The sequence below is a fragment of the Pseudomonas sp. F007 genome (genome assembly GCF_057814275.1).
In genome coordinates this window covers 145,264-159,583 of the sequence record NZ_JBVATA010000005.1, presented here as the reverse complement: position 1 = coordinate 159,583, position 14,320 = coordinate 145,264, and the positions used below count along the sequence as shown (strand labels likewise).

The 14,320-nt window shown below is 64.1% G+C and carries 2 protein-coding genes and 1 pseudogene; all 3 read left to right on the top strand.

The window, feature by feature from the left end; all coding sequences use genetic code 11:
* Nucleotides 1–127: 127 nt before the first annotated feature.
* The 3 genes and pseudogenes from ACZYR5_RS13580 to ACZYR5_RS13570 all read left to right on the top strand — a co-directional run bounded on the left by ACZYR5_RS13580 (nt 128) and on the right by ACZYR5_RS13570 (nt 14,318).
* On the top strand, nt 128–1,462 hold the full coding sequence (locus tag ACZYR5_RS13580; protein ID WP_489090483.1) for an MFS transporter: 1,335 nt from the start codon (nt 128–130) through the stop codon (nt 1,460–1,462).
* A 35-nt stretch (nt 1,463–1,497) separates the two neighbouring features.
* Nucleotides 1,498–2,775, top strand: coding sequence for an OprD family porin (locus tag ACZYR5_RS13575; RefSeq protein ID WP_489090482.1), 1,278 nt, complete (start codon nt 1,498–1,500; stop codon nt 2,773–2,775).
* 239 nt (nt 2,776–3,014) lie between these two features.
* Nucleotides 3,015–14,318, top strand: a pseudogene (locus tag ACZYR5_RS13570) (cadherin-like domain-containing protein).
* Nucleotides 14,319–14,320: the final 2 nt, after the last annotated feature.

The following is a 14,320-nucleotide window of genomic DNA, read 5'->3' as shown; positions in this document are numbered from 1 at the left end:
AGCCATGCGCTGCACGCCCGACAAAAACAATAAGGTGCCCAATGAATCGTTCAAATCTCCTCATCAGCAGGACGAACCCGTTCGCCTGCACAAAACCCCAGGCCCAAAAAAACCGGAGGGCTACCCCATGAGTCGGTCCATCAGTGTGCAACTGGAAGAAAAACCCATGGAGGCTTTCCAGTGGGTGGTGATTGCCCTGTGTTTCCTGATCAACATGCTCGATGGCTTTGATGTACTGGTAATGGCGTTCACCGCCGCCTCCGTATCCATCGAGTGGGGGCTTGGTGGCATTCAACTGGGTTACCTGTTGAGCGCCGGCCTGATCGGCATGGCGCTGGGTTCGTTGTTTATCGCACCCTGGGCTGACCGCTTTGGCCGTCGCCCGCTGATTCTGCTGTGCATTTCCATCGCCGGACTGGGGATGTTGGCGTCGTCACAGGCATCGTCCGTGAGCATGCTTGGCGGATTGCGCTTCCTGACGGGCCTGGGTATTGGCGGCGTGCTGGCGAGCAGCTACGTGATTGCCGGGGAATATGCCAACCGCAAATGGCGCAGCCTGGCGATCAGCCTGCAATCCACCGCCTACGCCCTGGGTGCAACGATCGGCGGCCTCATCGCCGCGCAGATCATTCCGCACCTGGGCTGGCGCGCGGTGTTCCTGTACGGCGGTATCGTTACCTTGATGGTGCTGCCCGTCATGTATTGGCTGCTTCCCGAGTCCATCGCCTTTCTCGTCGCGCGGCAGCCGCGCAATGCCCTGCAGCGGCTCAATCGACTATTGAGCCAAGTCGGAATTCAGCCAGTCACCGCCATGCCGCCGCTACAGTCAAGTACCCAGGCTTCCTGGCGCGCGACCTTTGCCGGACTGTTTTCCAGGGAACTGCTGCGCTCCACCCTGCTGGTCTGGGCGGGATTCTTCCTGGTCATGTTCGGCTTCTATTTCGTCATGAGCTGGACCCCCAAGCTGCTGGTTTCAGCCGGACTTTCCAATCAGCAGGGCATCACGGCCGGGGTACTGCTCAATGTCGGCGGAATCGTCGGCACATCGCTGATCGGCCTGCTTGCGGCACGCTATCGGTTGCCAAGGGTGCTGATCAGCTATCTGTGCCTGAACGCCCTGTTTCTCGGACTTTTCGTGCACTTCACCGACAACCTCAACCTGGCGTTCGCGCTGGTGCTGATGATCGGGATTCTGGTGAATGGCTGCGTGGCCGGCCTGTATGCGCTGACACCGAGCCTGTACGGGCCCGAGCAGCGCGTCACGGCACTGGGCTGGGCCATCGGCATGGGCCGGATCGGGGCAATCCTCTCGCCGCTGGTGGCTGGCCGCTTGATCGATGCCAGTTGGCGGCCCGCCGATCTCTACCTGCTGTTCGCCTGCGCATTTGTGGTCGCGGCCGTCGCGGTGTGGCTGATGAACAGTCATTTAACGGTACGGGCTGCACTCAAGCCTGCCGCCTGAGCGGATCACCCATAACAACAAGAAGGTGATATTTCATGTGCATCAACTCTTTCAACTTCAGGTCGACCGGCCTGGGGCTGCTCGCGGCGTTGCTGGCGCCAAGTGCGCTGGCCGACTTCGTCAAGGACAGCAGCGCGACGCTGACCACCCGCAACTTTTACCTGGATCGCGACTACAAGGGACAAAGCCCCTACTCCGCTGCACGCGAATGGGCCCAGGGGTTTATCTTCAAGGCCAATTCCGGTTTCACCGAGGGCACGCTGGGGTTTGGTGTCGATGTCACGGGCTTGGCCGGGTTCAAGCTCGACTCGTCGCCTGATCGCACTGGCACCCAATTGCTGGCGTACAACCCGGTGACCCGCGAGGCACGGGACGAATACTCGGAGCTGGGACTGGCACTGAAAAGCAGGATCTCCAGGACCCGGTTGTCCATCGGCACCCAGTTTCCAGCCTTGCCGGTGATCAACGCCAGCCCCGCCCGGCTACTGCCGCAATCGTTCCGTGGGGCCTACCTGATCTCCGATGACGTAGACAAACTGACGGTTCATGCCGGGCGCATGGATCGGGTCAATCTGCGCGACTCCACCGACTATCAGCCGATTGCCCTGGCATCGCCCAATGGTCGTTTCAGAGCGGGAGCGAGCTCCGAACGGTTCGACTTCTATGGCGGTGACTACCGCTGGACCGACAACCTGACCCTGCGGCTGATCCATGCGCAGTTGCGCGACATCTATACCCAGGACTTCTTCGGCGTGTTGCATACGCTGCCGCTGGGCGCGGGCAAGTTGAAATCGGACATTCGCCTGTTCAACAGTCGCGACGATGGCCAGGCCAGGGCCGGCAAGGTCGACAACCTGAATATCGGTGGCATGTTCAGCTATCTCTGGAGCGGTCACAGCCTCGGGCTCGGCTACATGCAGCAGTCTGGCGACAGCGCTTTTCCCTACATCGCCGGCGGCGAGCCTGTGGTACTGAGCGACGGCACCATGAGTGCGGACTTCGTCAACCCCAAGGAGCGAACCTGGGTGGTCAAGTACGACTACGACTTCGCCGCCATTGGCGTGCCTGGCCTGACGGGCATGCTGCGCTACCTGCACGGCGACAACATCAAGTTACCCGCGCTGGGCGGCAATGATCTCACCGAGTCATCGAAAGACCTCGAACTGGCTTATGTGATCCAGTCCGGCCCGGCGAAAGGCCTGGGCTTTCGGCTCAGAGAAGCGTTCTACCGAAACCAGCAAGGGCCGGCGTCAACCTTCAGGAGTGATAACGAAACGCGGGTGAATATCGACTACACCTTCAAAATCTGGTGATCCAGGCTCTGCCTGTGTCTGGCGCAGGCGGAACCTGACCCGGCGACAAGGCCAATCAACACCTTGTCGCCGCTACCGCTTTCACAGCCACACCCCGCCAACAGTTTGACGTCTTCATCCTCACTGCGATGAGTTCGCAGCCACGTTGTAAACCGTCAGAAAACTCCTACGCTCCATTTGTCCGGTAGCGGGCTTGTCTATCAATGGAATGGTTTACCGCGCAGTTCGAGGGCCACACGATGCACAAATCAGAGCGTCCAGTTTTCGCCGCCCATTTGCGTCCGCAGCGCCAGGCACTGGCCCTGGAACCGCGAATTCTGTTCGACGGTGCGGCGGCCTCGGCGGCCACCGAGCAGACCCACTCCGATCCCAGCGCCCCCGCCCCGACCGACGCCCATGTTCCCCAAGCCACGGCGACCGAAGGGCGTGCTGCCACTGAGCAGGCGCCATCGGCCGCCCGCAGCCTGCTGGTGCTCGACAGCCGCATCGAAAACCGCGACCAACTGCTGGCGCAACTGCCGGGCAACGTCACGGCCATTGTGGTGAATAGCGGCGAAGATGGCCTGGCGGCGATTTCCGCGGCGTTGGCGCAATTGGGCAAGGTCGACTCGATCCAGGTCATGTCCCACGGCGCCGCCGGACAGTTCACCCTGGGCAATCGCACGGTCACTGCGGACAACATCGGGTAACTGGGACAAACCCTCGAGCAATGGCGCAACAACCTCAACCAGGGTGCGGACATCCAGCTTTATGGTTGTGACGTTGGCGCCGGCGCCGCTGGCAGGACCCTGGTGACCGAACTCGCGCGCTGGACCGGCGCCGACGTCGCCGCCTCCAGCAATGACACCGGCAGCGCCGCCGCAGGTGGCGACTGGACCCTAGAAACCCGGGTCGGCGATATCGACAAAAGCATCGCCCTGAGCGGCCTCGCCATGGCCAACTTCGACGGCCTGCTGGCCGATGCCGCGCCCAGTGCAACCCTGGATACCAGCGGCAGCGACGTGCTGCTCGGCGATACCTTTACCTTCACCGTGAACTTCAGCAACACCTCGACCCAGGTCGGTTTTGCGCCCTTTATCAACCTGGCGCTGCCGGCAACCGGGCGCGACGGCGATGACGGCGTGAGCTTTGTCTCCGCCAGCTACCTGGGGCAAAACCTGATCACCCACTCGGTGACCTTCGATGCCGCCGGCAACGCCACCCACCCGCTGGCCAAGGACGCCAGCGGCAACTTCATCGTGATTAACGCCGCGACCTACGGCATGCGTGCCGGCGACACCCTGGTGGTCATCGAGCTGCCGTTCGCCAGCGTCAGCAACCTGCAACCGGTGATCCCGGTGCAGATCACTGCCAGCCTGAGCAATCTGGCCGACACCAGCTTCTCCGATGGCAGCCCGGACCTGACTATCCGCGCCAGCGGCGGCTTCGAGTTCGGCAACGACGCCCTGGACAACCCGCTCAACGACCCGAGCCTGATCGAAGCCGCCACCGCGGCCTTCGTCGTGCATCCGACGGTGATCACTTTCGACCAGACGCTGAACACTCCGGAAGGCGAAACCGCCACCGGCCCCAACTATGGCCGCACCTTGACCGTCACCGTCACCCCCGCGCCGGGCCAGACCCTGACCAATGTGATCGTCACGCAACCGCTACCGGACAACATCCAGGTCACCGCCATCACCCCGGGGCCCGGCGGACGCCTGACCTCGATTACCCTGCACGACGGCACCGTGGTCAGCAATCCTGCGGAAATCGCCGTGCTGATCGCCGCCAACGACGTGTTCATCGATGCGTTCACTGTGCAATACGACAACCTCGCGGCGCAGACCGACACCGTTGTCGCGTTCTACGTGCCGGAAGTCGATGCCGACGGCCAACCCATCATCAACCCGGTGTCCGGCGATGCCGTGACCATCACACTGCCCGCCCCGACCGCCTCCGGCCAATGGGTGCCACTGGATCCGCGCGACGTCACCGCGCCGAACACCACCATCGATTTCAGTGGCAGCGGCGACCCGGTGCAGTTCATCGCCAAATCCATCACCTTGCTCAAGACCGCCACCGTGCAAGTCGATGTCGGCCATGCCGGCATCACCCCGGGCGACACCTTGCAGTACAGCCTCAACCTGGCGATCTCCGACTACTTCGCCTTCGGCAAGGACTTCTTCAACGAAGGCCAGTTGATCGTGCGCGACCAGCTCAGTGACGGCCAGACCCTGACCGGCACGCCGACCCTCACGGTGACCATCAATGGCGTGGCGCAGTCGATCGCCCTGGTCATCAGCACCGTGATCAACGCCGACGGCAGCACCTCCATGGCGTTCGATATCGGCCAGTCGCTGCGCAATGCATTTTTCAACATACGCGGCTGGCTCAACGGCGACCTGGCCTTCGACGACACCCTCGAAGGTGCAGTTCTGGCGGTGCTCAGCTATTCGGCGATTGTCGGTCAGACCTACAAGCCGCCATCGGGTGCGCCGCATTCGGAGATCAACGAAGGCGATGACCTGGGCAACAGCGCCGTGGTCGACGGCACGCTGCTGCTCGACCCGTTCAACCTCACCGGCGAAAGCGAAACCGACGGCTCCGCCACCACCAGCACCATTCCCACCAGCACCGTCGACATCAGCCTGGTGGAAGTCAACAACGGCACGCCACCCGGCAACGGCGAACTGCGCCCCGGCGATGAAGTGACCTTCGAACTCAGCTACGACCTGGTCACCGGCGACTACGAGCAATTCAAGCTGACGGCGTATCTGCCGCTACCATTGTTCGATGTTAGCGGCGTGACCTGGACCACCGGCAGCGATGTCGGACAATGGCAGGTCGGACCGGGCAACACCAATGCCGGTGGCGTGATCAGCGTCACCAGTGGCGTCGGTAACTCGCTGGTGTTCGATTTCGGCAGCTTTGTCACCGCCGACACCACCGGCAGTCGCATCGTCGTGCGCTTTACCGTACGGGTTGGCGACCAACCCTTCGCCGACCAGCGTTCCCTCGACGTCCTGGCGCAATCCAGCCAGCAAACCACCCTCACCGACCGCACGCTGATTTCCTCGGATGTGGTGGCGATTGTCTCGGTGGCCGAGCCGGTGCTGAATATCAAGCATGGCGTGGTGTCCGGCTCCAACGGCACGGTGAGCAACACCAGCGGCAGCTGGAACCCGCCGGGCAGCAGTGGCGTACCGTTCAACGGCAGCGTCACCGATCTTGCGGCGGTGGACGGCAACATCGTCAATATCGACGGCGGCGACAGCCTGCGCCTGGTGACCGCCATCGAAAACACCGGTGGCGGCGGCGCCTTCGATGTCACCACCAGCATCACCCTGCCCAGCGGCCTGAGTTTCGTGGGCGGCAGCCTGGCCGCCGCCAACCTGCAGATCTACCGGGGCGACGGCACCTTGCTGGTGCTCGGCACCGATTACAGCGTCACCGGTAACCAGATCACTTTCCTCGACGCCGGCGGCCAGGCGTCCTTGCTTGCCGGACGCAGCGGTACTGCCGCCGACAGCAGCGGCGCCAACCTGGTGGTGATCAGTTATGACGTGCTGGTCAGCAATACCATCGAAGCCAGTCGCTCCCTGCAATCGACGGCGACCCTGAGCAATTACGCCAGCGTCAACGGTGGCACCGACTTTACCCCGGTCGACTTGAGCGACCTGGCCAACCAGCAGATCGCCGCGCCGGTCATCAGCAAGGTGTTTGCCGATGGCAGCCTCGACAACGGCGACTCCAGCGCCAGCCATACCACCGGCAGCGACCTGGTGATCGGCGAAAGCATGCGCTACGACATCGTTGTTACGCTGCCCGAAGGCAGCACCCAGACTCTGCGCATCGATGACCTGATCCCACCGGGAATGCGCCTGGACACTACGTTCAACAACGGTCTCGGCTACCAGATCATCACCACCCGCGCTGGCAGCGGCGCCCTCGGCGCGGACTTCGCCGGCAGCGTGGTGGTCAGCGGCTTTGCCGGTGTCGGTGGCGCATTGGGCGGCGATGGCGTGGATGCGCGCTGGACCTTCAGTGTCTCCAGCGTGGCCGCCGACAACCAGACCGGCAACAACACCTTCGTGATCCGCCTGCAACTGGTGGCCGACAACGTCCTGCCCAACCAGGCCAACGTCTCCCTGCAGAACAATGCGCAGCTGACCTTCAGCGACCCCGACAGCGACACGCCCAACGGCACTGTGCCGGTGGATCGCAACGTTGCCCTGAGCGGCGGCCTGCCGACGGTGACCGTGCGCGAACCGACTTTGCAAGTGACTCAGGTGCTGACCTCGATCGCCGGCCTGGGCGGTTATGACCAGGGCGACACCGTCAGCTTCACCATCACTATCAGCAATGGCAACACCGGCAACGATTTCAGCGCGTTCGACATCAGTTTCCTCGACAACCTGCCCAGCCAGCTCGACGGCCTGACCTTGACCGGGGTGCTCTACCAGAACGGCGCAACCAACAACGGCGGCGTCGATTTCGAGCTGGTCGGCGGACAGTTGCGCACGGTCAACGGCGCCAATATCGACATCGCCAAGGGCGGCAGCATCGTCCTCAGCATCACCGGCATCGTCAACGCGACTGCCGCGTCACAGTCGAATTTCGCCAACGTCGCAGCGGTGCAATGGACCAGTCTCGATGGCACGGTGACCGGCGAGCGCAGCGGCGTCGACGGTTTGATCAATGGCGGCACGCTCAACGATTACCGCAATGCCTCGACCCTGGTCATTCCGGTGGCCCAGGCCATCGAGGTGTCGCGGGTCGGCGGGTTGCCGGACACCGCTGCGCCCAACCCGACCAACGGCCTGGTCGAGCAGGTGACGGTCGGCGAAGTCATCCGCTACCGGGTGGTGGTGCTGGTGCCCGAAGGCAACAACCCCAACTACCAGATCCAGATCACCCTGGCCAACGGCCTCGAGTTCATCGCCCCGGATGCGCTGGTCAACGCCCTGCGCATTGCCTTTATTTCCAACGGCGGCTTGAGCAGCGACGCTAACCTGATCGTCGGTGGCTCGCTCAATGTCGACGGCAACGAAAACAGCCCCGAAGCGCTGCCGATCACCCCGGACCTCTCGGGCCTGGCGCCCACCGGTATCTTCGACCCAAGCCGCCTGAACATTGTGACCAACCCAGATGGCAGCCAGACCGTGACCTTCGACCTGGGCAACGTGGTCAACGGCAATGGCACCGACGACGACCTGGAAGGTATTTCCATCGAGTTCAACGTACGCGTGAGCAATATCGCGAGCAATGTCGCCGGCGCCCAACTCGGCGTGTCCGCGCGGGAGTTCGTCAACGGCGCCGGACGTGCCAACAGCGACACGGTGTTCGAAACCCTGGTCGAGCCGAGCTTCAGCGGCCTCGACAAGAGCATCGTCGCCTTCGATCCCAACCCCACCGGCACCACCGGCAACGCTACGGTGCAATTGAGCTTCACCCAGAACGGCGGCCTCGCGGCGTTCGACGCGCAGATCGTCGACAGCTTCGCCGGCGGCAGCAACTACACCCTGGTCAGTGTCAGCATCAACGGCGTCAGCTTTGGCCCGGGCAACCTGCCGGCCGGCGTGACGTTCAGCACCACGGGCGGGATCAGTGTCAATTTCGACCAACTGGATGTCGGCGCCCAGGTGCAAGTGCGCTACCAGGTGACCGTGCCCAACTCGGCCATTGTCGCCAGCAGCAACGCGACCCTGACCTGGAGCAGCCTGCCGGAAGACTTCACCAGTTGGGGCGGCAACAGCGTCGGCGTCGACGGTACGGTGGACGGCGAGCGTGACGGCAGCAGCGTCGGGCCGAACCAGTACATCCTGCGCGACACGGCCGGCCTCGGAATCATCAGCGGCACCCTGTGGAACGACACTGCCTCGCCCACCGCCAGCGCCACGCCCGATGGCGCCGGCCTTGGCGGGCAGACCGTGACCCTGACCTGGGCCGGTGCCGACGGCTTGCTCGACACCACCGGCGACAACCTGACGTTCAGCACCCTGACCGACGCCAACGGCCAGTACCATTTCGGCGTGCTGCCCCTGGGGGTATTCCGCATCGACGTGCCGGCCGGCCTGATCAGCTACCCGCAACCCCTGGGCGACCTGCGGGTGCGGGTCGACAGCGATGCAGGGACCCTCGGCCAGGTCACCCTGACCCTGGGCGATGCCGACAGCCAGGCGGCCAACGCCGGTTATGTCGAACAGAACGACGCGCCGGTCAACAGCCTCCCCGGCACCCAGAACGGCCAGGAAGACGTGGTACTGGCGATCACCGGCATCAGCGTCGCCGACATTGACGCCGACCGTGACCCCAACATCAACGATCGCAACCTCACCATCACCCTGAGCGTGACCCACGGCACGCTGTTCCTCGGCGCCACGGTGCCGGGTGTTACCGTCAGCGGGGCCAACAGCGCCAACCTCACTCTCAGCGGCACCCAGGCCGACCTCAATCTCGCCCTGGCCAGCCTGCGCTACCTGGGCAACCAGGACTTCAACGGCACCGACACCCTGACCGTGGTGACTAACGATCAAGGCAACTTTGGCGACGCCGATGGCGACGGCATTCCGGGCGGCGCAGGCGATGCGCTGAGCGACACCGACAGCCTGCAAATTATCCTTGCCCCGGTCAACGACACGCCGATTGCAGTCAACGATGTGGCGACAGCCCTCGAGGCCGGCGGCACCCACAACGGCACGGTGGGTATCGACCCGCGTGGCAATGTGTTGAGCAACGACATTGACGTCGACATCGCCACCAATGCCGACCGCCTGCACCTGGTCTCGGTGGCCGGCACTGCGGTGCCGGTCTCGGGGGTGGTGGTGATCACCGGCCAATACGGGCGTTTGCTGATCGGCAGCAACGGCGCCTATGAATACGTGGTCGATAACAACAATCCAGCGGTCCAGGCCCTGCGCCTGGTCGGCCAGACCCTGGTCGAGAGTTTCAGCTACGTGGTCGCCGACCTGGCCGATGCGCAGTCCGGCGCCATCTTGACCGTCACCCTGCAGGGCGCCAACGACACCCCGCAAGGCGTCGACGACGACGGCGTGGCCATCGAGGCCGGCGGGGTGTCCAACGGCACGCCGGGCAGCGACGCCACGGGCAACGTGCTGGACAACGACATCGACGTTGACAGCGTGGCCAATGGCGAGACCCGCACCGTGACCGCGGTGCGCCCGGTGGCCGAGGCCGGCACTGGCACTTTTACCCCGGTGACCGGCGCGACCACAGTCGTCGGCCTGTACGGCAGCCTGACCATCAACCCCGACGGCAGCTACACCTACATCGTCGACAACAACAATCTCACCGTGCAGCGCCTGAGCCCTGGTCAGCAATTGGTCGAGTTCTTCAGCTACCGACTGACCGACACCGGCGGCCTGGACGATGTCGCGCAGCTGCGGATTGTGGTCCAGGGTGCCAACGACAACCCGGTGGCCAGTGACGATGCCGCCGAGGCGCAAGCCGAGCCCACCAACAGCATCAACTCCGAGGTCAACCCGACCGGCAACGTCATCCTGTTCCCCAGTCGCCCAGGCCCCATCGACCAAGCGGGCGGCAACGGCATCGACACCGACGTCGACGCCACCGACCGCCCCAGCAGCCAGTTGCTGGTCAACGGCGTGATCAATAAAAGCGAAGCCAGCTACGACCCGCTGACGGACACCCTCAATGGCGTCGCCAGCGGCACCACTTCGGCCAATGGCACGGTGGTCACCGGCTTGTACGGCACCCTCACCCTCGGCGCCGACGGCTCGTTCATCTACGACGTCGACAGCACCAATGCCGATGTCCAGGCACTCTCGGCCGGGCAAACACTCACCGAGTTCTTTACCTACCGGATCACCGACACCAACGGCCTGACCGACACCGCGCAACTGGTGATTACCGTGCATGGGGTCAACGATCCACCGGTGGCACAGAACGTGATCGCGATCGCGACCGAAGCAGGTGGCGTCGCCAACGGTACGCCAGGGGTCAATCCGTCCGGCGATGCCACGGTGAACTCCACCGACCCGGACGGCGACCCGCTGACCGTGACCTTCATCCAGGTCGACGGCGGGCCACCCGTCGCCGTCCTCGCCAGCGGTACCACCGTCACGGGGCTGTATGGCCGGCTGACCATCTTCCCCGACGGCAGCTACACCTACGAAGTCGATAACGACAATGCCGATGTAGAAGCCTTGCGCACCAGCAGTGATCTGCTGCTGGAACGCTTCATCTTCACCATCAGCGATGAAGTCGGGCCGACCCCGGAAACCGATACCGCCGATATCTTCGTGCTGATTCGCGGCCAGAACGATAACCCGATCGCCACCGACGACAGCGCGACGGCCATCGAAGCCGGCGGCTTGAACAACAACCAGCCAGGGGTCGACCCGGTCGGCAACGTGCTGACCAACGACACCGACGTCGACGGCGGCGAAGTGCCGGGCGACCTGCCCGCCCATGACTATGGCGAAACCCGTGCCGTAGATTCGGTGCGTACCGGCGTCGAAAACAGCGCGGGCACCGCCGGAACCCTGGGCAGTGAACTGCGCGGCACCTATGGCTGGCTGACCTTGAATGCCGATGGCAGCTACAGCTATCGCCTCGACAACTCCATGGCCGAAGTCCAGGCACTGCGCGCCGGCGACAGCCTGGCCGATGCCTTCAACTACACGGTGATCGACGCCAGTGGCGCCACCGATGTCGCCACCCTGAACATCAGCATTCAAGGGCGCAATGACACGCCGATTGCCCAGAACGATACAAACACCGCCATCGAGGCTGGCGGTCTGGCCAACGCCACTCCCGGCGTCAACCCCAGCGGCAACGTGTTGGCCAACGACAGCGATGTCGACGGCAATGGCGAAGTCCTGACGGTGGTCGGGCTCAACCAGGGCGCGTCGGTGGGCGTGATCGGCACCGCTTTCGCAGGCGCTTTCGGCACCCTGACCCTGGGGGCCGACGGCAATTACAGCTACGTGGTCGACAATAACAACCCGCAAGTGCAGGCCCTGCGCACTAACGCCCAGACCCTGACCGACACCTTCACCTACCGTATCCGCGACCTCGCCGGCGCCACCAGCACCGCGACCCTGACCATCACCATTCGTGGTGCCAACGACAACCCGGTGGCCGTCGACGACAGCACCGTCGCCATCGAGGCCGGCGGCACCTTCAATGGCACGCCGGGGCTCGATCCCTCCGGCAATGTGCTGAGTAACGACACCGATGTCGATGCCGGCGACCTCAAGCTGGTCAACGGCATTCGCACCGGTTCGGAAGCCGCTGGCGGTGCGTTCGACACGGTCGGCATCAGCCACAGCCTGACCGGCCTGTACGGCACCCTGACGATCAATGCCAACGGCACTTACAGCTACGTCGTCAACAACAACCTGGCCGCCGTGCAGGCGCTGAAAGTCGGCGACACCCTGGTGGAAACCTTCACCTACCGCCTGCGCGACACCGCCGGCGCCAGCGACGTCGCACAACTGAGCATCCGCATCGACGGCGCCTGGGATGCGCCGGTGGCGAACAACGACCTGGCCCTGGCGGTGGCCGATGACGGCTCCGGCAACGGGGTCAATCCGACGCGCAATGTCCTGCCCAACGACACCGATGTCGACCAGGGCGACAGCCTGCTGGTCACCGGCATCCGTTTCGGCACTGAAGCGGGGGGCGGCAGCCTGGCAGGCGTGAATCCAGGCACCGACAACAGCAATGGCACCCTGGTCAATGGCCTCTATGGGCAATTGATCATCGGGGCCGACGGCAACTACACCTACAACCTCGACTCCCTCAACCCGACCGTCCTGGCGTTGGGGCCGCTGCAATTCCTCGACGAACACTTCACCTACCAGGTGACCGACCGCGGTGGGCAGAACGATCTGGCCGAAATCCATATCATCATCCGTGGCCGCAATACCGCGCCGATTCCCGCCGACGATGCCGCCACCGCGATCGAGGCCGGTGGCATCGGCAACAGCCAGCCCGGCATCGACCCGAACGGCAACGTGCTGGACAACGACCGCGATAACGAAGGCGATACCCTGCATCTGATCGGCATCCATACCGGTCCCATTACCGACATCGGCACCGTCGGCACTCTCGGTACACCCTTGCGCGGGCAATATGGCGACTTGCTGATCAATGCCGACGGCAGCTACACCTACACCCTCGACAACAGCCTTGCGGTCGTACAAGCCCTGCGCCAAAGCGGCCAGACCCTCAGCGAAGTGTTCAGCTACACCCTGGTCGACATCTTTGGTGCCACCAGCCAGGCACAGTTGCAGATCACCGTCGACGGCCGCAACGACACCCCGGTCGCCGTGGATGACGGTGCCATTGCGGTGGAAGCCGGCGGCGTGGCCAACGGCACGCCCGGCAGCAATGGCGTCGGCAATGTGCTGAGCAACGACAGCGATGTCGACAGCGTGGCCAATGGCGAGAGCAAACAGGTGCTGCAGGTCAGCAGCGAAACCGGCCAGTCCGCCGCGGCCGGCCAGGTGCTGATTGGCCGCTACGGCCAATTGACCCTGAATGCCGATGGCAGCTACAGCTACCTGATCGACAACAGCAATCCCACCGTGCAGGCCCTGCGCACCGCCGGCGAAACCCTCAGCGAAACCTTCACCTACCGCATGCGCGATACCGCAGGCGCCACTGCCGATGCACGGCTGACGGTGGTCATCCAGGGTGCCAACGATGCCCCGGTAGCGCAGAACGACAGCAACACCGCCAGCGACCAGACACCGGCGCCGCAAGCCACCGGCAACGTGCTGCCCAACGATGGCGACGTCGACGGCAACGACCGCCTGCAAGTGGTTGCGGTGCGCAGCGGCGCCGAGTCTGGCAGCGGCAACGCCGGGGTGATCGGCCAGCCGATTGCCGGGCTCTACGGCACCCTGGTGCTCAATGCCGATGGCAGCTACACCTACACCATCGATCAGAGCAACCCGCAAGTCCTCGCCGCAGCCGGTCTCGGCCAGGTGCTGCAGGACGTGTTCACCTACACCGTCAATGACCTCAGCGGTGCCAGCGACCAGGCCGAACTGCGGATCACCCTGGACATCGCCACGCCGTTCATACCGGCACCGGCCATCGACGTGTTCGCCCGCGACCCGAACAACCAGAACCGCAACCTGCTGCCTCCCGACCCGCAACCGGCGATCTTCATTACCCCGGTAGTCGAGCGTGATGCACGGCTCAATGAACTCTCCTCCTGGGATACCGACGGCAGCAACATGGCGCTGGTCTTGACGGGCGAACTGCGCAGCGACTCGCTGGGCGATGGCCTGGGCGTGGTGCCCGGTCAGTTCGTCGCGGCAGCGGTACGCGAAAGCCGCATCGAAAGCGAGCTCGACCTGCTGTGGATCCTCGGTCGCCAGGGCCGCACCGAGCTGACCGCCGACGGCTTGCTTGGCGACCCGTCGCTGTTTGCCACGGGGGCACACGACATGCTGCGTGGCCCGGCGCAGGTCGAGGAGCGCCACCCACAGCAGCAGGGACGCGGTTTCAGCGCGCAACTGCGCAACGCCGGCCAGCGCCTGCACCCGACCAATAAGGGCAACTGACG